Raw genomic sequence first — 20,414 nt, forward strand, 5'->3', positions numbered from 1 at the left:
GAGGCCGTCTGGCCTAGGTGGGGCGCATGCAGATTCCACCGCCGCCCCAGCTTCCCGATGTCGTCGTCACCAGCGCGCGGCTGCCGCCCTCGGAGGGCGAGGCGGCGTTTTCCGTCATCCGTCTGGACGCGGACGATCTGCGCGCGCAGCAGCGGCTGGACGAGGCTCTGGCGAGCGTTCCCGCCGTCTCCCTGTTCCGGCGCAACTCCAGCCTCGCCGCCAATCCGACCACCCAGGGCATATCCCTGCGCGCCATCGCGCCGTCGGGGGCGGGCCGGACGCTGGTCACGCTGGACGGCGTGCCGGTGAACGACCCCTTCGGCGGCTGGGTGGTCTGGTCGCAAATTCCGACCGAAAGCCTGTCCGGACTCGATATCGTCAGGGGTTCCGGCGCCGGTCCGTACGGCGCCGGGGCCCTGACCGGGGTGATCGCCCTGCGCGAACGCGACGCGGGTTGGGTGCTGGACGCGTCTGTCGCAGAACGCGGCGGCGGCCGCCTCGCCGGTTCCGGCGCGACCGCGCCCGGCCCCGTCCGTCTCGTCGCCTCGGGCCTCTATGAGACCAGCGACGGCTATGTTCCCGTGCGCGGAGCGGCCGCAGGCGCCGCGGATACGCCGCTGTATCTCGAGGTCCGCAGCGCCTCCCTGCGCGCCGACCTGGCTGTCGCCGCCGCCGTCGTCTCCCTGCGCGCCGCCGCCTTCGAGGAAGAGCGCGGATCGGGTCTGGCCGGCGCCCGCGCGACCGCCAGCGGCAACCTGCTCTCCGCCACGGCGGCCGTACAGCCCCGCGCCGACCGCCCAGGCTGGCGGCTTCAGGCCTGGCGCCGGGAAAGCGATCTGGCCAACACCTCGGTCGCCGTCTCCGCCGACCGCGCCACGACGACCCCCGCCAACGACCAGTACGAAACGCCGGCCACGGGCTGGGGCGCCAACGCCGCCCTGCGCCGCGTCATCGTCAGCGGCATAGCCCGGGTCGAATGGGAACTGGGGGCCGACGCCCGTTTCAACGAGGGCGAGACCCGCGAACGGTTCCGCTACATGGCCGGTGCCTTCACCCGCGACCGGATCGCCGGGGGCGAGACCTCGGTGGCCGGCGTCTACGCCGAGGGGGCCTGGAACAGCGGGCCGTGGCTGGTCGCCGGCGGGGTGCGCTACGACGGCTGGCGCAATGAAAACGGCCGTCGGCTTGAGCGCGACCTCGCCACCGGCCTGCCGACGCTCGACGAGACCGATCCCGGCCGCTCCGGGGAAGTGGTCAGCGCCCGTCTCGCCGTCCGCCGCGACATCGGCGGCGGACGGGCCCTGCGCCTCGCCGGCTACACCGGCTTCCGCCCCGCGACCCTGAACGAGTTGCACCGCCCCTTCCGGGTCGGCAACGACCTGACCGAAGCCAACGCCGCGCTGGAGCCCGAACGGCTGTCCGGCGTAGAGGCGGGCTGGGCCTGGACGGGCGGCCGCGCCTCCCTGACCGCTGCGGCCTTCTGGAACCGGATCGAGGATGCGGTCGTCAACGTCACCATCGGTCAGGGCCCCGCGGTCTTCCCGCGCGCCGGCTTCGTGCCGGCAGGCGGCGTGCTGCGCCAGCGGCGGAACGCCGGAACCATCGAGGCGACAGGCGTGGAACTGGAGGGCCGGTTTGAATTGACCGACACCCTGTCCCTGCGCGCCGCCCTGGCCGCCACCGACGCCCGCATTGACGGCGGCGCCCGGGCGCCGCAGCTGACCGGCCTGCGTCCGGCCCAGGCGCCGATCTGGAGCGCCGTCGCCGGCGTCGACTGGCGGCCCGTCGACCGCCTCAGCCTGGCCGCCGACCTGCAATGGGAGAGCCGCCGGTTCGAGGATGACCTGAACAGCCGCGTCCTCGACGCCGCCGGAACGGTCGACCTGCGCGCCGAATGGGAGATGACCCCGTCGGCTGCCCTGTGGCTCGCCGCCGACAATCTGTTCGACGCCGCGGTCGAGACCGCCGAGACCGGAACCGGCGTCGCCGGCTTCGGCCCGCCCCGCACCCTGTCGGCAGGCGTCAGACTGTCGCGCTGAGTTCCACGCCGGAAGTCATTGCAAATCGTTCGCAACTTCGGCACAAGCCGCAGGTGACTGACGCCGCCCCCGCCAAGCCCAAGCCGGCCCTGAACGCCAAACGGTCGTTCTGGCTGAAGCAACTGCACCAGTGGCACTGGATCTCGGCGGCTGTCAGCCTGATCGGCCTGCTGATGTTCGCGATCACGGGCATCACGCTCAACCACGCCGCCCAGATTCCCGCGACGCCGGCCACCGTCGAACAGACGGGTCAGCTGCCCGCCCCCCTTCTGGCGCGTCTGGCCGACCTGCCCGGGGAAACCACCGACCCGGTCCCCGCCGCCGTCGCACGCTGGGCGTTCGAGACCTTCAAGGTCCAGGTCGAGGGCCGCCCCACCGAGACCACGCCCGACGAGGTCTATATCTCCTTGCCCGAGCCCGGCGGCGACGGCTGGCTGACCATCGACCGCGCCACCGGCGACGCGCTGCGCGAACGCACCACGCGCGGCGCGATCGCCTGGCTGAACGATCTGCACAAGGGTCGCAACACCGGTCCGGTCTGGTACTGGTTCATCGACGTCTTCGCCGCCGCCTGCATCGTCTTCGCTGTCACCGGCTTCGGCCTGACCTGGCTGCACGCCCGGCAGCGCCCCTCGACTTGGCCGTTGCTCGGCCTTGGTCTTCTGATACCCGCCGTCATCGCCCTTCTGTTCATCCACTGAGTCCCAGATGCGCCAGCTTCCCCTGATCCTGACAGCCACCGCCGCGGCCGCCGTCGCCGGCCCCGCCCTGGCCGCCGACATCACGGTTTCCGTCGAGGTGCCGCGGCTGTCGGTCGCCGCCTATCACCGCCCGTACGTCGCCGTGTGGATCGAGCGTCCGGACAACACTCCCGTGCGCACGCTTGCCGTCTGGTACGAGGTCTCCAACGCCGCCGAGGGCAAGGACTGGCTCAAGGACATGCGCACCTGGTGGCGCCGCGGCGGCCGGTCCCTGACCCTGCCCATGGACGGCGTTTCCAGCGCGACCAAGGCCCCGGGCCGTCATGCCGTCACCGTCCCGGCCGCCCGCCTGCGCGACATGCCGGCCGGCGACTACGTCATGGTCGTGGAGGCGGCGCGCGAACTGGGCGGCCGTGAGGCCGTCCGCGTGCCCTTCCGCTGGGGCGCCCCCAACACCGCCCGCGCATCGGGCTCCACCGAACTGGGCGCCGTCAGCGTCGCCGTCACCCGCTAAGGAACCGAACCCATGAAGAAGCGCATCGCCCTGCTGGCCGCCCCCATCCTCGGCATTCTGGCCGCCTTCGCCCTGCCGATGTCGGCCCAGGCCCACCGCGCCTGGCTGGCCCCGACCTCGACCGTCCTGTCGGGCGCGGACGCCTGGGTCGGCTTCGACGCCGGCATGTCGAACGGGGTCTTCATCCCCGACCACGCCGCCATGAACCTGGCCGGCCTGATCATCACCGCCCCGGACGGTTCGACCGCCGCGCCGGTCAACGCCATGACCGGCAAATACCGTTCGACCTTCGACCTGCACCTGACCCAGGCGGGCACCTGGCGCATCGCCAACGTCTCGGGCGGCGTCATGGTCGCCTACAAACAGGGCGGCGAAACGAAGCGCTGGCGCGGGGCCGAGGCGGACATGGCCGCCAACATCCCCGCGGACGCCACCGAAGTGGTCGCCACCCGTTCGAACAGCCGCACCGAGACCTTCGTCACCCTCGGCGCGCCGACCGCCATCACCCCGACCGGCCAGGGCATCGAACTGGTCCCCGTCACCCATCCGAACGATCTCGTGGCGGGCGAAGCGGCCACCTTCAAACTGGTTCGCGACGGCCGGCCGGCCGCCGATCTGGAGGTGACCATCGCCCGCGGCGGCTCGCGCTATCGCGACAATCCCGAAGAGATGACGGTCCGCACGGGCGCCGACGGCGCCTTCACCGTCACCTGGCCCGAGCCGGGCATGTACTGGATGAACGCCTCGGTCCGGACCCCGGCCTCGGGTTCGCAGATGGCCTCGAGCGCCGCGTACAACGGCGTCGTGGAAGTCCTGCCCTGACCGGAACGCCGCCCGGCCCGCGCGGCGCCCCGCCGCCGATCACCATCGGCGAGCCGGCGGCGCAGGCGCAGAATCGCGTCCTGATTCCGACCCACGGCCGAACGCCCGAGCTGCCGACGTCCGACCTGCTCCAGGATTTCGCCGGCGAGACCATGGGCACCGGCTGGGCCGTCCGGCTGGTCCCGCCGCCGGGTTCGGACCGCGACGCCTTCCAGACCGCCATCGAGGCCGAGCTGGCGGCGATCATCGCCCTGTTCAGCCACTGGGACCCGACCTCGGAACTGGCCCGGTTCAACGCCGCCCCGCCCGGATTCTGGGCCGTGTCCGAGCCGTTCTGGGCTTTCCTGAACACCGCCCTGGATCTGGCCGACGACACCAACGGCTCGGTCGATCCGACGCTGGGGGCCTTGGTCGACCTGTGGGGTTTCGGCCCTCCAGGGCCGCGGCCGGACGTTCCGTCCGATGACGAGATCGCGGCGGCCCTGAAGGTCAGCGGCTGGGGCGCCCTGCGCCTGAACCGCGGGGCCCGCGCCGTCCAGCAGCCGGGCGGCCTGAAACTGGACCTGTCCGGCCTCGCCAAGGGACACGCCGTCGACCTCGTGTCGGAACGCCTGACCGCCATGGGCGCCGTCCATCATCTGGTCGAGATCGGCGGCGAACTGCGCGGCGCAGGCGTCAAGCCGGGCGGCCATCCGTGGTGGGTCGAGCTGCAACAGGCGCCCGGAACGCCCGCCCCGCGCACCGCCGCCGCCCTGTTCGACATGGCGGTGGCCACCTCGGGCGACTGGGTGCGCCGGTTCGAGGCCGACGGCCGGACCTACAGCCACACCATCGACGGCCACACTGGCCGACCGGTCGACAACGGCGTCGCCTCCGTGACCGTGCTGGCTGACACCGCCCTGTACGCCGACGCCATGGCCACGGCCCTGACCGTCATGGGCCCCACCGAAGGCCCGGCCTGGGCCGAGGCCCTGAACATCGCCGCCGCCTTTGTCGTACGGACGGAAACCGGCCTGCTCGAGATCGTCTCTCCGGCCTTCGCCGCCATGGCCGCCGAGGGCGCGTGACCGCCGATCCCGTACGCTGGCTGTGGACGGCCGCCGCCGTCGGCCTGTGGCTGCTGGTGGTCATCGCCGTGACCTGGAGCCGCGCCCGCGCTCGCCGCGCCGCTGCGAATCGAGCCGGAGCGCTCGCGTCGGGTGCGGACGCCGTCACCGTCGCCTTCGCCAGCCAGACCGGCCTTGCCGAGGAACTGGCCTGGATGACGGCGCGCAGCCTCTCCGAGGCCGGAACCGGCGCCCGCGTCATGCCGCTGGGCGAGCTCGGCGCCGCCACGCTCAGGAGCGCGGGGCGGCTGCTGATCGTCGCCTCCACCACGGGAGAGGGCGATGCGCCCGACGGCGTGTCCCGCTTCGTGCGCCAGACCATGGGCGCGCCAGCCGATCTGTCCGGCGTGAGCTACGGTCTGCTGGCGTTGGGCGACAACACCTATACGGACTTCTGCGGCTTCGGCCGCGCGCTGGACGGCTGGCTGCGGCGCTCGGGGGCCGAGCCCCTGTTCGACCGCGTCGAGGTCGACAACGGCGACGCCGGCGCCGTCCGCCACTGGCAGCACCAGCTGGGCCTGCTGACCGGCTCGACGATCCAGGCCGACTGGACGCCGCCCGCCTATGATCGCTGGACCCTGATCGAGCGCCGCCATCTCAATCCGGGCAGTCCGGGCGGAGAGGCCTGGCTGCTGGGTTTCGCGCCCGCGGGCCACGACCCCGTCTGGAGCGCCGGGGACATCGCCGAGATCGGCCTGCCCGCCGCCGCCGACGGGACCGACCCGGGCAGCCGCGAATATTCCGTCGCCTCCCTGCCGGGCGACGGCCGCGCCGACTTCATCGTCCGGCGAATGACCCGGCCGGACGGTTCTCCCGGCCTCGCCTCGGGCTGGCTGACGCACGATCTCGCCGTCGGCGACACCGTGAGCATGCGAATCCGCGCCAACCGGAGCTTCCATGGGCCAGCACCTGAGACGCCGCTGATCCTGATCGGCAACGGCACAGGCCTGGCCGGCCTTCGGGCCCACTGGAAGGCCCGCGCCGGCCACATCCACGGCGGCGCATGGCTGATATTCGGCGAGCGCACGCGCGCCCATGACGCCTTCCTCGACGACGAGCTTCAGGCGGCCCTGATGGCCCGCGACCTGACCCGCCTTGACCGCGTCTTCTCGCGCGACGCCGAAGACGGCCGCTATGTCCAGGCGCTGATCGTGGAGTACGCCGCCACGATAAGGGACTGGGTGAACCGGGGCGCGGCCATCCTCGTCTGCGGCAGCCTGGGAGGCATGTCGAAAGGGGTTCAGGCGGCGCTGACCGACGCCCTGGGCGCCGACCGGCTGGCGGAGCTGATCGAAACCGGGCGCTACCGGCGGGACGTCTACTGAGGCTCAGGCCTCGGCCCAGCGCCGCAGCAGGTTGTGATAGACGGCGGTCAGCTCCAGCACCGCCGCATCCTGCGGCCCCCTGTCGGCGCTGACCCTCTGGATCGCCACGTCCAGCCGGAACAGGGTCTCGCGGTCCGCATCGTCGCGCACCAGGCTCTGGATCCAGAAAAAGCTCGCCACCCTTGCGCCGCGCGTCACCGGCGTCACCTGATGCAGGCTCTTGGACGGATAGAGCACCAGATCCCCGGCGGGCAGTCTGACGCTCTGCGGACCGTACATCTCCTCGATGACCAGCTCACCGCCGTCGTAGTCCTCGGGTTCCGACAGGAACAGGGTCGCGGACAGGTCGCTCCGGATCCGGATGGGCCCCCGCTGGCGGATCGCATTGTCGACGTGGACCCCGAACCGCTCGCCGCCCTCATAACGGTTGAACAGCGGCGGGAAGACCGTGTGCGGCAGGGCCGCCGAGACGAACATCGGATTGGCGTTCAGGGCCTGCTGGATCAGCGCCCCGACCTCGCGCGCCTCTGCGCAGTCCTCGGGCAGCTGGCGGTTGACCTTGGCTCCTGCCGACTGGTGGCCCGATGTGACGTTGCCGTCCACCCACGGCCCGGCGTCCAGGCGCGACCGCAGGGTCGCGACCTCGTCCTTGGTGAAGACGCCGGGGACGTGAAGCAGCATGAACCGATCAGTACCTCAGATTCAGCGTCAGGATAGCCTGCCGCGCCGGCGCCACGTCGGCGTGGTGCACGCCGTTGGTGCGCAGGATGTACTCTTCATCGGTCGCGTTCTGGACGTTCAGCTGTAGCGAGGCCCTCTCGTTCAGGTCATACGAGGCGAACAGGTCGAACCGGGTGTAGGCTGGCGCATAGACGCGGTTGTTTCCGCCGCCCGCGCCGCCCTGGTTGCCGCCGAAGCTGTCGGAGACGTAGTAGGCGCCGCCGCCGAGGCTCAGCGCCCGCGTCACGCGATAGGTCGAAAACAGGCTGAACGTATGCTCGGGCGTATTGGCCAGAGGATCGCCGACGTTGACGCTGTTATAGGCGCCCGACACCAGTTCGCTGTCCATGTACGTATAGCCGCCGAACACCTGCCATTGGCGGGTGACGTTGCCCGACACGCCAAGCTCGATCCCCTTCACCTCGGCCTCGCCGACCTGTTCGAACACGCCGGGCGACACCTGGATCCGGGCGTTCTCGCGCGTCAGCATGAAGGCCGCGGCCGACAGCGCCAGCCGGTCGTTGAACAGATTGGCCTTGGCCCCGATCTCCCAGCTGGCCGTCTCTTCCGGGTCGAGAAGCTCGGTTCCCACCGCTCCGCCCGTGCTCTGGTCGCCGGCCGACAGAGTCGGCGGGGTGGCCGAGGTGGCGTAGGACGCATAGACGCTGGAGTCGGCGGTCGGCTTGTACACCAGCCCGATCTGGTAGTTCAGGAAGTCCCAGTCGCCGCCGACCGGCGTGTAGACCGGCACCGCGACGGGGCCGGAGGCGTTGCGGCCCTCGACCGAATAATCGTCATAGCGCAGGCCCAGATTGACGATGAACCGCTGGCCGATCTCGATCGAGTCGAGGGCGTACAGGCCGACTGTATCGGTCGTGGCCTTGCTGATCAGTCCACGGACGATCGTGCCGGTCCAGGGGTCTTCCGGGTTGGGCGCGTACACCGGGGTGCAGTCGAATCCGGTCAGGGGCGCGGGACACGCCGCGCCGCTGATCGTGGTGACGGCGTAGGACGCATTGCTGTTGTCCTCACGCGCCAGTTCGAGGCCGATGTCGAAGCTGTGACGCAGCCCGCCCGTTGAGAACCGGCCGGTCAGGTCGGTGACGTTCGCGATGGTCTGCGTCGGATTCCAGCGCGATTTGGTGGCGCGCCTCATCCACCAGGTTCCGCCGATCAGGGCGGCGCCGCCGTTGGTGGTGTTGCCGCCGTCGCCGGGGTTGGTCACCACATAGTCGTTCAGCGTCTCGGACCACCGGCTGACGTTGCGCAGGGTCAGGTCCTCGCTGAACGCATGCTCGAAATCGAAGGTGAAGGTGTCGACCTCATTGGTCAGATAGTCCCGCGCCTCGAGGCCGTAGAAGCTGTCGTAAGGCACATCCAGAATGCCGCTGTCGGTCGTGCGCACGCCGATCTTGGTGAACAGCGGAATGCCGTAGTCGGGCATCTGGTTGGACGTCAGGTGGTAGTAGCTGAAGGTCGCCGTCGTGGGCGTTCCCAGCCCCGCCGCCAGCGAGAGGCCCAGCCCCCATTTATCGTAGTCCACGGCGTCACGGCCGGGCACGTCGCCCTCGGACCCCAGCAGGTTGATGCGCAGGCCCGCCGTCTCGCCCAGGTTCCAGTTCTGGTCGACCGTCGCGCGCATATAGCCGTCGGTCCCGACGCCGAGGCCGAAGCGGGTGAAGTCCGTCAGCCGCGGGGCCTTGGAACCCAGATTGATGCTGCCGCCGCCCGAGCCGCGGCCCGAATAGACGCTGTCGGGGCCCTTGATGACCTCGACCTGTTCGAGGTTGAAGACCTCCCGCTGCTGTCCGCCGCTGTCGCGGATGCCGTCGACAAAGATGTTGTTGCCCGAAGCCTGGCCCCGGATGAACGGTCGATCGGCCAGCGGCTGGCCGCCTTCGCCGGCGCCGAAGGTGATCCCCGGCGAGGTGCGCAGGATGTCCTGCAGCGAGGTCGCCGCCGTCTGTTCGATGATCTGCTGCGGAATGATGGTGATCGAGCGCGGCGTGTCGACCAGGGGCGCCACGAACTCGGGGCCGGTCGGCTCGCGTTTCACCGGATGGCCGTCGACGGTGATGGTCTCCAGCGTCGTCGCTTCCTGCGGTTCTCCGTCCGGTCCCGGCTCGGCCAGGGCCGGACCGGCCATCAGCATGCCGGCGGCGCTGGAGGCGAACAGGAGGGCGCGAAGCGCGTCGGCGCGGGAGGTCATGGAATCAGTCCGGAAGGCTTGAGTTGCGATCACGTCGCAATATCAGCTTTGCCGGTCAGCGCAACGGCAATTGCGAATAAGTCGCAATATGTCCTTGTTACTCGCCCTGGCGGGCCGAAGGGCGCTGGCGCGGGGACGTCCATGGGCGCCGTCGGGGCCCGCGGTCAAAGTCAGGGAAAAAATCCGAAAGCTTGACCGTATCTACTATCATTCGTTGTGCGACATTCAGTTATCTGGCCGGGTATTATGATTTACTTGGGTTTCATCTTGATTCCGTACAAGCGGACGATGCGCCGCCTCCTGGTCCTTCGTGTTTTTCCGGTGGTCAAGACTCCGGATGTCGCCGGTGAGCTGATGGCGACTGCGCGCCGGGCAGTCTCGGGCGACCTCAACACACGGGCGACCGTGGGATGAACCTCTCCCGACAGGTCCATCGCCTGCTGACGTTCCGCAATCTGCGGACCCGCCTGACGCTGCTCTACATGGGGCTGTTCGGTCTCGCCCTGATCCTCAGCGCCATCGCCGTGGTCACCGCCGTGACCAACAGCGCCCGCCATATGGTTCGCGGCGAAATGACCTCCGCCGGCGCCGTCTACGGCCAGCTGTGGGAGGCCCGCTCGTCCCAGCTGGGTCAGAGCGCCCGGGTGCTGGCCGGGGACCATGCCTTCCGCCAGGCCGTCGCCGCCAACGACGCGCCTGCGATGCGTTCGGCGTTGGACGATCTGCGCGCCCGGCAGGGGCTGGACGGGGCCCTCGTCCTGGGCGTCGACGGCCATGCGACCCCGACCGGCGTCACCCTCGACGAAGCCGCCCGGACCGCCCTGTTCAAGGGTCTTGAGTCCGGGGGGCCGGAAAGCGGCGTCCTGACCATCGGCGGCCAGCCGTTCCAGGTCGTCGCCGCCCCGGTCGACACGCCCGCGCCGGCCGGATGGGTTGTCTTCGCCGAACGCCTGGACGCGGCGCAAATGCGCAATCTGGAAGGCCTCTCGCCCATCCCCCTGTCCGCCGCCGTGGTCCTGAACCCGGTGCAGGCGTCGATCGGCCAGCCCATCACGGTCGAGACTGGACAAGGCCTGTCGATGCAGCTGGCCCACCCCCTCCCGAGCTTCGACCCCGCGGCGAAGACGTTCCTGCTCCTGACCTCTCCGCTGGACCGGGCCATGAAACCCTATGAATCGCTGTTCCTGTGGCTGGCCGCGATCGGGGCCGCGGGGCTGGCGCTGCTCATGGGCGGGACCTGGGTTCTGTCACGCGGCCTGACCCAGCCGATCACCGCCCTGGATGAGGCCGTCCATCGGCTGCAGCAGGGCGAATACGTCGAGGCCCCCGTCACCTCGACCGACGAGATCGGCCGGCTGGCCGCCAGCTTCAACGCCATGGTCGGCGACCTGCGGGACCGCGAGGCCAAGCTGACGCATATGGCCCTGCACGATCAGGAAACGGGCCTGCCCAACCGACTGTCGCTCGAACGCCAGGCGGGCGGCCACACCGACGCCTGGGTGGTCCTGTTCGGGGTCGACCGTTTCGAGGTCGTGCGCAACGCCATCGGTTACGACTCCATGGGCCGGCTGCTGGCCGTGCTCGGCGCCCGGCTGTCGGCCCTCGCCGACGGCGCTCCGATGGCCCGGGTGGGCGCCGGCTCCCTGGGCCTGGTCATCATCGCCAGAAGCAAGGCCGAGGCGCTGGAGGCCGCCGAGCATCTGGCCGCCGCGGCCCAGGCGCCGATCAGCGTCAACGGCGCGCCCGTCGATATCGCCCTGACCGCCGGGGTGGCGGGCCATGGAGCCGCCGGCTCCGACCTCCCCTCGCCCGTCGACCGGGCCGCCATCGCCCTCGACCAGGCCCGCGCAAGCCGGCAGAGCGCCGCTGCGTTCGACGAGGTCGCCTATGGTGATCCGGCCGGCAACCTGTCGCTGATCTCCGAACTGATGACCGCGCTCAACAACGGCGAGGTGTCCCTGGCCTACCAGCCGAAATACGATTTCCGGGCCCAGGGCGTCACCGGCGTCGAGGCCCTGATGCGCTGGACCCATCCGCGTCGGGGCGCGGTCTCCCCCGACCTGTTCATCGGCATGGCCGAAGAGACGGGCCATATCCGTCCGCTGACCGAATGGGCCATCCGTCGCGCCATCGAGGACCAGAAGACCTTGGCCGCCGCCGGCCACGTCCTGACCGTCTCGGTCAATATCTCGGGCCGCCTGCTGTCCGACGAAAGCTTCGCCGACTTCGCCGTCGAGGAGGTCGCGACCTCGGGCGCCGACCTCTGTTTCGAGATCACCGAGACAGCGGTGATGGGGAATCCCGAGATGGCCCTGCGCACCATCGACCGGTTCGCCGACGCGGGTATTTCCGTCTCGCTGGACGACTACGGCTCGGGCCTGTCGTCCCTGACCTATCTGAAACGAATCCGGGCCGACGAACTGAAGATCGACAAGAGCTTCATCCTCGGTCTCGACGATTCGGCCCGCGACGGCCTGCTGGTCAAATCGACGATCGATCTGGCGCACGGGCTGGGCCTGAAGGTGACCGCCGAGGGCGTCGAGACCCCGACCGCCCTGGCCCTGTTGCGCGGCATGGGCTGCGACATGGCCCAGGGCTATCTGATCGGCCGGCCCGCGCCGATGGCGGCGCTGCTGGACCGGCTGGCGCCCGCCGAAGGGGCGAAATCCGCCGCGGTCTAGCCGGCCGCGACCAGTTTCATCGACACCGACGGATCCGCCAGCTTCACCGCGTCTACCGGCGTCGCCTTGCCGATCATCATCCGCCCGGCCATGAATTCCGCAGGTGCGTTGACGGCCTCGACGCACAGGATGCGGTCGCCTTCGAGGTGGAAGACCGCGAACGACGCCCCCTCGCCGATGACGCCGGGGTCGCCGCGCACGATCTGGCGATCCGCGCCGTCCGGGAGGCCCGCGATCTGCAGCTTGAGGTCGTACTGGTCCGACCAGAACCACGGAACCTCGGGCGCCGGCGCGGGGCGGCCCACGATGGCCGAGGCCGCCTGTTTGGCCTGTTCCAGCGCGTTGGGCACGCTCTCCAGACGGCGCCGCCGCCCGCCGTGGACCGGGATCGGCCGGAAGGTCGCATCGCCGATGGCCCAGATCGCCGGATCGGATGTCCGCGCCTGCTCGTCCACGATCACGCCGTTGCCGCACTCCAGGCCCGCCGCCCGCGCCAGGTCGTCGCAGGCCACGGCCCCCACACCGACCAGCAACGCGTCGGCCTCGATCAGCCGGCCGTCGGCCAGTCGCACGCCTGCGTCCTCGAACGCCGTGACCTCGGCTCCGGTCAGGACCTCGACTCCCTCGCTGCGGTGACGAGCTGTGAAGAAGGCTGACAGCGTCTCCGACGCGACGCGCGCCAGCACCCGGTCCATGCGTTCGATCACGACCGCTTCCGCGCCCAGCGCCCGCGCCGAGGCCGCCGCTTCCAGCCCGACATAGCCGCCGCCGACGATGGCAAGCCGGCGCCCGGGGCCCAACGCCGCCTTGAGCCGTTCGGCGTCGGCCAGCGTCCGCAGTTCCATCAGCGCCGGCCTGTCCGCGCCCGGAATCGCCAGCCGCCGGGCCCGCGAACCCGTCGCCAGGATCAGGGCGTCATACGGCTCTACGGTCCCGTCGGCGAAACTGACCCTACGCGCCGCCGGGTCGATCGCGGTCGCCGTCGCTCCGGTCCGCAGTTCGATCCCGTGTTCCTCGTAGAAGCTTTCGGGGCGCAGCAGCAGCGCCTCCAGATCCGTCTCGCCCTTCAGCCAGGCCTTGGACAAGGGGGGGCGCTGATAGGGCGCCGCCGGCTCCTCGCCCGCCAGGACGATGGAGCCCTCATGGCCATACTGGCGCAGCAGCGCCGCCGCCGTTCCGCCCGCGTGTCCCGCGCCGATGATGAGCACCCTGTTCGCCATTCAGGCCCTGTATCCGGTTTTCCGGACGGCCGCAGCCGCCGAGGGTGAGGTAGGGGAAACACACCCGCCCGAAAACCCCGACTCTTCGAGAAACCCGTCGGGCGCGCCCGGGTTATGACCGGTACCCGACACTGATCGGGCAGTCGTTCAGTTCAGTCCCCATGAAGATCCCTCCCGAGTCTCCCTCCTTCTCCGACCAGGAGATGGAGGCTGCGGCCGAGGCGCTGAAATGGCAGGCGGCCTCCGCCCGCGCCGCCGGAGCCAAACACCGCGCCCGCCTGATCGATCAGTTGCATGCCCAGACCCCGGACGGTCCCACGGCCGAAGAGGATTCGTCGGAGATCAGCCCCGGCGCTTGACTGTTCCAGCGTTACAGCTTAGTGGAACGTCATGGTCAATCCCGTCTCCCGGAAGGTCCTCGACAGGGCCGCGGACGATCGCATCGCGCTCTATGACGCGATCCTGTCGCTGCGCACGCGCGAAGAGCTGGACGCGTTTCTGGCTGATCTCTGCACCCCGTCCGAACTTCGCGCCTTCGCCGAACGCTGGGCGGTCGCGCGCCTGCTCGACGCCGGCGGCAAATCCTATCGCGAGATCGCTGTCGAGGCCGACGCCAGCCCAACCACTGTCGTTCGTGTCGCGCGGTTCCTCAGGGAGATGCCGCATCAGGGCTATCGCCTCGTCCTCGACCGCATCAAATCCTGAGTAGAAAACCATGAGTACCGTCCAGGGCCGGCTGCGCATCGCCGTGCAGAAATCCGGCCGCCTGTCCGAACGCAGCCTCGACCTCGTTCGCGATGCGGGCCTGCGCGTCGTCAAGGGCGCCAACGATCTGCTGTACCGGGTCGAGAACTACCCCATCGATCTGCTGCGCGTGCGTGACGACGACATCCCGACCTTCGTCGCCGACGGCGTCTGCGACCTGGGCATCGTCGGCGAGAACGTGCTGGAGGAGGTGCGCAACGGCGGGCCCGTCGCCGAGGTGCTGATGCCCCTCGGCTTTGGCCGCTGCACGCTGAAGATCGCCGCGCCTCCGACCCTGACCTACGACGGCCCCGCCTCGCTGGCGGGCCTGCGCATCGCCACCTCCTATCCGAAGATCCTGCGCCGCTGGCTCGATGCGCAGGGCGTCCAGGCCGACATCGTCACCATGCGCGGCGCCGTCGAGGTGGCCCCGCGGCTGAAGCTGGCCTCCGCCATCTGCGACCTTGTCTCGACCGGGGCGACGCTTGAGGCCAACGGTCTGGGCGCCCGGGAAACGGTGCTCGAGAGTCAGGCCGTGCTGATCAGGTCGCCGGTCGCGCCCGAGCCTGGCCTGCAGCACCTGCTGGACAGCGTCATCGAACGCATGGCCGGCGTCGTCTCCTCCCAAGGCGCCAAATATGTGATGCTGAACGCGCCCCGCTCGGCGCTGGAAGAGATCACCGCCATCCTGCCCGGCGCTGGCGCTCCGACCGTCATGCCGCTGTCGGGCCGCGACGACGCGGTGGCCGTGCACGCCGTCTGTCAGGAAGCCGTCTTCTGGGAGACGCTGGAACGGCTCAAGGCCGCCGGCGCCTCGGCCATCCTGGTTCTCCCCATCGAGAAGATGATGTGATGAAACGCTTCGACTGGAGCGCGCTGGACCCCGCCGGCCGCGCCGCCGCCCTCGCCCGCCCGCGTCAGCGTACGGAAGCCCGCGTCGCCGATACGGTGCGCGACATCCTCGAGGACGTGGCCGCGCGTGGAGGCGCCGCCGTGACCGACTGGAGCGTCAGGCTGGACGGCGCCCCGCCCCGCCGCCTCGCTCTCACCCCCGAGGTCGTCGCGGCCGCCCGTGACGGGCTGCGCCCGGCCGACACCCGCTCCATCCGCATCGCCGCCGAGAATGTGCGCATCTTCCACGAGGCCACCCGGCCCGAGGACACGGACTGGGTCGAGATCACCCCCGGCGTCCGCTCCCGTCTGGTCTGCCGGCCGCTGCAGTCGGCCGGCCTCTATGTCCCCGGCGGCTCGGCGCCCCTGTTCTCGTCCCTGCTGATGATGGCCATTCCCGCCGCTGTCGCGGGCGTCGGCCGCCGCGTCGCCGTCACCCCGCCGTCGAGGTCGGGCGAGCCCCATCCCGCGATGATCTACGCCGCCGCCGAGGCCGGACTCGACGCGCTCTGGCTCATCGGCGGGGCCCAGGCCATCGCCGCCCTGACCTTCGGCGCCGAGCTGGAAGACGGGATCATCGAACCCTGCGACAAGCTGTTCGGCCCCGGCAACGCCTGGGTGGCCGAGGCCAAGAAACAGGCCGCCGCCCGTCCCGGCGGTCCCGCCGTCGACATGCCCGCCGGTCCGTCCGAACTGCTGGTCATCGCCGATCGCCGCGCCGATCCGGTGCTGGCCGCCGCCGACCTGCTCAGCCAGGCCGAACACGACGCCGACGCGCAGGTTCTGCTGGTCTGCGACAGCGAACGGATGATCGACGAAATCCTCGCCGAGGTTGAGGAACAGCTGCCCTCCCTGCCCCGCGCCGACATCGCCCGCGCCTCCCTCGCCGAGGGCCGCGCCATCCGCGTGGCCGACCTCGACACGGCCTGCGCCGTCGCCAACGCCTACGCCCCCGAACACCTCGCGCTCCAGACCGGGGACGCCGACGACCGGGTGGCGAAGATCACCGCCGCCGGCGCCGTCTTCCTCGGGGCCTTCGCGGCCGAGACCCTGGGCGACTACGCCGCCGGCCCCAGCCACGTCCTGCCCACCGACGGCGCGGCGCGAACGCTCGGCGGCCTGACCACCGCCGGCTTCATGACCTCCATGTCGGTCCAGAGCGTCACCGAGGCCGGAGCCGCGGAACTGGCCCCCATCGCCGCCCGCCTCGCCCGGCTGGAAGGCCTCGAGGCCCACGCCCGCGCCGCCGATCTGAGGACGGGCGAATGAACAACCTGCCCGCCCCCTTCGCTCCCCTGGTCGCAGGCGGCGAGGGCCTCGATCGCTACCCGGCCGAGCCCCGCGCCCTCGCCGCCCGCATGGCGGAGGTCTATGGCGTTCCCGCCGACGGCGTCCTGCCCGTGCGCGGCCTGACCCACGGGCTGGAGCTGGTCTTCCGCCTCGCCGCCCGCGACGGTCAGGCCGTCGAGGCGCCGGACGCGGAGCCGTACCGCACCCTCGCAGCCCTCTACGCCACGCCGCCCGCGGACGCCCCGGTCGCCGCCGTCATCCTGCGCGCGCTCGGCTCGCCGGAAGCAGTCGCCGAGATGGCGGAACGCGTCGCTCCCGGCCTGCTGGTCGTCGATGAGGGTCTGGCCGAATTCGCCGACACGCCCTCCGCCGCGACCATCCTCGGCGACCACGCCAATCTGATCGTCCTGCGCAGCCTGTCGCTGGCCTGGGGTCTGGCCGGAGCCCGCGTCGGCGCGGCCCTCGCCCGGCCCGCGACGATCGCCCGACTCGCCTCCGTGCTGGAGCCGTGGGCCCTGCCGGAGGTGTCGGTTCGTCTCGCCCTTCAGGCGCTCGATCCGTCGCGGATGATGGAGAGCGCCGAACGCCTCGCCTCCGTCCGGCGTGAACGCGAACGGCTGGTCAAGGCGCTGGGCCGCGAGATGGCCGTCGAACCCGGCTTCGGCCCCGTCATCATGGCGCGCCCTTCCGACCCGGACGCCGTCATCGCGTCGCTGGCCCGGCTGGGCGTGCCCTCCGAGCGCGCCGGCGAACGCGTCCGCCTTCCCGTATCCGCCAGCGCCGGAACCAATGACCGGTTGCTGGCCGCGCTCGGTCTCGGCGCCGGGCCGGGCCGTCCCCATCGCACGGGCCAGTCCGTCCGCGACACGAAGGAGACCCGCATCGTCTGCGCCGTCGATCTTGACGCCGCGGGCCCGGTCTCCATCGCCACCGGCGTCGGCTTCTTCGACCACATGCTGGAGCAGGTCGCGACCCACGGCGGCTTCTCGCTGCGTCTCGCCTGCGAGGGCGACCTGCACACCGACCCGCACCACACCATCGAGGACTCCGCCATCGCCCTCGGCCAGGCGCTGAAACAGGCGCTGGGCGATCGCAAGGGCATCGCCCGCTACGGCTTCACCCTGCCCATGGACGAGGCCAACGCCACCGTTTCCATCGACCTGTCGGGCCGGCCGTATCCGGTGTTTGAAGGAACCTTCTCCACGCCCTTCATCGGCGACTACCGCACCGACCTGACCGCCCACGTCTTCCGGTCTCTGGCCGAGGCCATGGGCGCCGCGGTGCACGTCTCGGTCACCGGCGACGATGACCATCACAAGACCGAGGCCGTCTACAAGGCCCTCGGCCGGGCCCTGCGTCAGGCCATCCGCATCGAGGGCGACGCCGTGCCCTCGACCAAGGGCGTGCTGTGAGCGAGGTAACCGTCCTCGCCTACGGCGCCGGCAATGTCGCCTCGGTCCAGTTCGCCCTGGAGCGGCTCGGCGCCTTCGTGCGCCTGACCGCCGATCCCGGCGAGGTCGCAGAGGCCGAGCGGCTGATCCTGCCGGGCGTCGGGGCCGCCGCCTGGGCCATGGCCCGACTGCGCGACTTGCGGTTGATCGAGCCGATCCGGGCCTTCCGGCGCCCCCTCCTCGGCGTCTGCCTTGGGCAGCAACTGCTGTTCGAAACCAGCGATGAGGGCGGCGGGACGGAGATGCTCGGCCTGATCCCCGGCCGCGTCCGCGCCCTTTCGCCCGGACCGGCCCTGCCTGTCCCGCACATGGGCTGGTCCCGCCTGTCCCAGGTGAGGGCCGACCCGCTGCTGAAAGGCGTTCCGGACGGCGCCTGGGCCTATTTCGTGCATGGCTTCGTCTGTCCCGACGGTCCCGCGACCCTCGCCCGCGCCGACTACGGCGGGCCGGTGCCCGCGGTCGTCCGCGCCGGCAACCGCTGGGGTTGCCAGTTCCACCCGGAACGGTCGGCGGCCGCCGGCGCTCACATCCTGAAAAACTTCCTGGAGCTCCCTGCGTGATCGTCTACCCCGCCATCGACCTGCGTCAGGGGGGCTGCGTACGGCTGATGCACGGCCAGTTCGACGCGGTGACACGCTACGACGACCAGCCCGCCGCCCGCCTCGCCGCCTTCGCCGCGGACGGGGCGGCCTGGGCCCATATCGTCGACCTCGACGGAGCTGAGGCCGGCCGCGCCATGCAGCATGCCCTGATCGGCGAACTGGCGGCGGCGATCGACATCCGCATCCAGTCGGGCGGCGGCGTCCGCTCCGCAGACGACGTTCAGGCCCTGCTCGACGCAGGCGTCGCCCGGGTCGTGGTGGGCTCTCTGGCGGTCTCCCAGCCATGGGCCGTCGCCGACTGGCTGGCCCGGTTCGGCCCCGACCGCATCACCCTGGCCATCGACGTCAAGGCCGACGGCGACCGCTGGATTCCCGCCCTCAAGGGCTGGACCGAGGCGGCCGAGGTCGATCTGTGGGCTGCGCTGGACCGCTATCCGCCGGGCCTCGCGCGCCACCTGCTGGTCACCGATGTCGGCCGCGACGGCGCCATGACCGGACCCAATATCGACCTGTTGAGCGAGATCGCCGACCGCCGTCCGGATCTACGGGTCCAGGCGTCCGGCGGCGTGTCGCAGCTGTCCGACCTGACCGCCGCCCGCGACGCCGGCTGCGACGGCGTTATCGTCGGCCGGGCGATCTATGAGAACCGCTTCACCGTGGCCGAGGCCCTGGCGGTGACCGCATGACGGCGCGCCGCATCATCCCCTGCCTCGACGTCAGGGACGGACGCGTGGTCAAGGGCATCCGCTTTCGGGATCACGCGGACATGGGCGACGCCTCCGAACTGGCCGCCCGGTATCGCGATCAGGGCGCCGACGAACTGGTCTTCTACGACATCACCGCCAGCCCCGAGGGCCGCACCCTGGACTACGGCTGGGTCCGCGACATCGCCCGCCTGCTGGACATCCCGTTCAGCGTCGCCGGCGGCATCCGCTCGGTGGATCAGGCCGCCCGCTGCCTCGACCACGGCGCCGACAAGGTGTCGATCAACTCCCCCGCCCTCGAGCGCCCCGAACTGATCGGCGAGATGGCGGACCGCCTCGGTTCCCAATGCGTCGTCGTCGGCGTCGATTCCAGACGCTCCGGCGACGACTGGCTGGTCCACCAGTACACGGGCGACCCCGACGTCAGCCGCGGCGCGGGGCGCCGCACCATGGACTGGATCGTCGACGCCCAGAACCTCGGCGCCGGCGAGATCGTCCTCAACTGCATGGACGAGGACGGCGTCCGCCGCGGCTACGACATCGCCCAGCTGTCCGCCGCCCGCGCGCGGCTGACGATCCCGCTGGTCGCATCCGGCGGCGCCGGCGCGGCCTCGCACTTCCTCGACGTCTTCGAACAGGCGGACGTCTCGGGCGCCCTGGCGGCCAGCGTCTTCCACACCGGGACCCTGGCCATTCCCGATCTCAAGGCGTTCCTGTCGGACGCCGGGCAGGAGATGAGACTGTGATCGATCCCTCCACCCTCGATTTCGACAAGTCCGGCGGCCTGATCCCCGTCGTCGTCCAGGACGTCGCCACCCTGCAGGTGCTGACGCTGGCCTATATGGACCGCGCCGCCCTCGACGAGACCCTCGCCTCCAACGAGGCCACCTTCTTCTCCCGCTCGCGCGGCGGGCGCTGGCGCAAGGGCGAGACCTCGGGCGACCGGCTCCACGTCGTTTCGATAACCCCCGACTGCGACGGCGACGCCCTCGTCCTCAAGGTCCGCCCCGTCGGAAACGCCTGCCATCTGGATCGCATCAGCTGTTTCGGTGACGAGGATGCGCCGGGTCTCGGCCGCATCGCACGTCTGGAGGCGACCATCGCCGCCCGCGTCGCTGCCGACCCCGCCGGGAGCTGGACCGCCCGCCTGCTGTCCGAAGGCCCCAGGCGCGCCGCGCAGAAGGTCGGCGAGGAGGGCGTCGAGACCGCCCTGGCCGGCGCCGCGGGTCCCGATACGGAACTCGCATCCGAAGCCGCGGATTTGGTCTATCACCTGCTGGTCTTGCTGCGGGCCCGTAACATGGTGTTTCAGGATGTCCTCGACGTCTTGGCTCAGCGGTCGGAAGCGGCCAGACAAAAGCCCGGTCCAGCCGGGACCTGAACGAAGGAGAGCGC

Annotated in this window: 19 protein-coding genes and 1 pseudogene; 17 read left to right on the forward strand and 3 right to left on the reverse strand. The window is 70.9% G+C overall.

Annotation, left to right across the window (positions count from 1 at the left end):
* Positions 1–26 precede the first annotated feature (26 nt).
* The 6 genes from BrevBR_RS05345 (at position 27) to BrevBR_RS05370 (ending at position 6,507) form a co-directional block, all read left to right on the forward strand.
* Positions 27–2,039, forward strand: a complete 2,013-nt coding sequence (locus BrevBR_RS05345) for a TonB-dependent receptor (protein ID WP_340000206.1) — start codon at positions 27–29, stop codon at positions 2,037–2,039.
* A 53-nt stretch (positions 2,040–2,092) separates the two neighbouring features.
* A complete protein-coding gene (locus BrevBR_RS05350; protein WP_332639741.1) occupies positions 2,093–2,740 on the forward strand; it encodes a PepSY-associated TM helix domain-containing protein in 648 nt (215 codons plus the stop codon).
* Positions 2,741–2,747: 7 nt separating this feature from the next.
* Positions 2,748–3,254, forward strand: a complete 507-nt coding sequence (locus BrevBR_RS05355; protein ID WP_340000207.1) for a DUF2271 domain-containing protein — start codon at positions 2,748–2,750, stop codon at positions 3,252–3,254.
* Positions 3,255–3,266: 12 nt separating this feature from the next.
* Positions 3,267–4,076, forward strand: a complete 810-nt coding sequence (locus tag BrevBR_RS05360) for a DUF4198 domain-containing protein (RefSeq protein ID WP_340000208.1) — start codon at positions 3,267–3,269, stop codon at positions 4,074–4,076.
* 152 nt (positions 4,077–4,228) lie between these two features.
* On the forward strand, positions 4,229–5,143 hold the full coding sequence (locus tag BrevBR_RS05365; RefSeq protein ID WP_332639744.1) for an FAD:protein FMN transferase: 915 nt from the start codon (positions 4,229–4,231) through the stop codon (positions 5,141–5,143).
* Entirely contained in the window at positions 5,140–6,507 is a 1,368-nt protein-coding gene (locus BrevBR_RS05370) for a sulfite reductase subunit alpha (protein WP_340000209.1), read from the forward strand. The genes BrevBR_RS05365 and BrevBR_RS05370 overlap by 4 nt, the downstream gene beginning before the upstream one ends.
* A 3-nt stretch (positions 6,508–6,510) precedes the next feature.
* On the opposite strand, the gene BrevBR_RS05375 is transcribed toward BrevBR_RS05370, so the two are convergent.
* Both BrevBR_RS05375 and BrevBR_RS05380 read right to left on the reverse strand, forming a co-directional pair.
* The gene (locus tag BrevBR_RS05375; RefSeq protein WP_340000210.1) at positions 6,511–7,188 is read right to left on the reverse strand and encodes a Fe2+-dependent dioxygenase; all 678 of its coding nucleotides are present in this window, start codon (positions 7,186–7,188) and stop codon (positions 6,511–6,513) included.
* A 7-nt stretch (positions 7,189–7,195) separates the two neighbouring features.
* A complete protein-coding gene (locus BrevBR_RS05380; protein WP_340000211.1) occupies positions 7,196–9,436 on the reverse strand; it encodes a TonB-dependent receptor in 2,241 nt (746 codons plus the stop codon).
* 410 nt (positions 9,437–9,846) lie between these two features.
* On the opposite strand from BrevBR_RS05380, the gene BrevBR_RS05385 reads away from it, so the two are divergent.
* Positions 9,847–12,117 carry an EAL domain-containing protein gene (locus BrevBR_RS05385; RefSeq protein ID WP_340000213.1) on the forward strand — a complete coding sequence of 757 codons (2,271 nt, stop codon included), beginning with the start codon at positions 9,847–9,849 and terminating at the stop codon, positions 12,115–12,117.
* Here the strand turns inward: BrevBR_RS05385 and BrevBR_RS05390 are convergent.
* On the reverse strand, positions 12,114–13,337 hold the full coding sequence (locus BrevBR_RS05390) for an NAD(P)/FAD-dependent oxidoreductase (RefSeq protein WP_340000214.1): 1,224 nt from the start codon (positions 13,335–13,337) through the stop codon (positions 12,114–12,116). The two genes, BrevBR_RS05385 and BrevBR_RS05390, sit on opposite strands and share 4 nt — an antisense overlap.
* A gap of 161 nt (positions 13,338–13,498) precedes the next feature.
* On the opposite strand from BrevBR_RS05390, the gene BrevBR_RS05395 reads away from it, so the two are divergent.
* From BrevBR_RS05395 to hisIE, 10 genes and pseudogenes are all read left to right on the forward strand, one after another.
* Positions 13,499–13,696, forward strand: coding sequence for a hypothetical protein (locus BrevBR_RS05395; protein ID WP_340000215.1), 198 nt, complete (start codon positions 13,499–13,501; stop codon positions 13,694–13,696).
* 31 nt (positions 13,697–13,727) lie between these two features.
* Positions 13,728–14,042 (forward strand): YerC/YecD family TrpR-related protein, encoded by a 315-nt coding sequence (locus tag BrevBR_RS05400; RefSeq protein WP_332639751.1) that lies wholly within the window; start codon positions 13,728–13,730, stop codon positions 14,040–14,042.
* Positions 14,043–14,052: 10 nt separating this feature from the next.
* Positions 14,053–14,934, forward strand: a complete 882-nt coding sequence (hisG, locus tag BrevBR_RS05405; RefSeq protein WP_340000216.1) for an ATP phosphoribosyltransferase — start codon at positions 14,053–14,055, stop codon at positions 14,932–14,934.
* Positions 14,934–16,241: a histidinol dehydrogenase gene (gene hisD / locus BrevBR_RS05410; protein WP_340000217.1), complete on the forward strand. Its 1,308-nt coding sequence runs from the start codon at positions 14,934–14,936 to the stop codon at positions 16,239–16,241. The genes hisG and hisD overlap by 1 nt, the downstream gene beginning before the upstream one ends.
* Positions 16,242–16,330: 89 nt before the next feature.
* Positions 16,331–16,891, forward strand: a pseudogene (locus BrevBR_RS05415) (aminotransferase class I/II-fold pyridoxal phosphate-dependent enzyme); the annotation flags it as partial.
* A 171-nt stretch (positions 16,892–17,062) separates the two neighbouring features.
* The gene (gene hisB / locus BrevBR_RS05420; protein WP_340000761.1) at positions 17,063–17,674 is read left to right on the forward strand and encodes an imidazoleglycerol-phosphate dehydratase HisB; all 612 of its coding nucleotides are present in this window, start codon (positions 17,063–17,065) and stop codon (positions 17,672–17,674) included.
* Positions 17,671–18,273 (forward strand): imidazole glycerol phosphate synthase subunit HisH, encoded by a 603-nt coding sequence (gene hisH / locus BrevBR_RS05425; protein ID WP_340000218.1) that lies wholly within the window; start codon positions 17,671–17,673, stop codon positions 18,271–18,273. The genes hisB and hisH overlap by 4 nt, the downstream gene beginning before the upstream one ends.
* Positions 18,270–19,001, forward strand: a complete 732-nt coding sequence (gene hisA / locus BrevBR_RS05430; RefSeq protein WP_340000219.1) for a 1-(5-phosphoribosyl)-5-[(5-phosphoribosylamino)methylideneamino]imidazole-4-carboxamide isomerase — start codon at positions 18,270–18,272, stop codon at positions 18,999–19,001. Before hisH ends, hisA begins: the two co-directional genes overlap by 4 nt.
* Positions 18,998–19,765 carry an imidazole glycerol phosphate synthase subunit HisF gene (gene hisF / locus BrevBR_RS05435; RefSeq protein WP_340000220.1) on the forward strand — a complete coding sequence of 256 codons (768 nt, stop codon included), beginning with the start codon at positions 18,998–19,000 and terminating at the stop codon, positions 19,763–19,765. The genes hisA and hisF overlap by 4 nt, the downstream gene beginning before the upstream one ends.
* Positions 19,762–20,400, forward strand: coding sequence for a bifunctional phosphoribosyl-AMP cyclohydrolase/phosphoribosyl-ATP diphosphatase HisIE (gene hisIE, locus BrevBR_RS05440; RefSeq protein ID WP_340000221.1), 639 nt, complete (start codon positions 19,762–19,764; stop codon positions 20,398–20,400). Before hisF ends, hisIE begins: the two co-directional genes overlap by 4 nt.
* Positions 20,401–20,414 lie beyond the last annotated feature (14 nt).

Source organism: Brevundimonas sp. BR2-1, from assembly GCF_037626195.1.
GTDB lineage: Bacteria > Pseudomonadota > Alphaproteobacteria > Caulobacterales > Caulobacteraceae > Brevundimonas.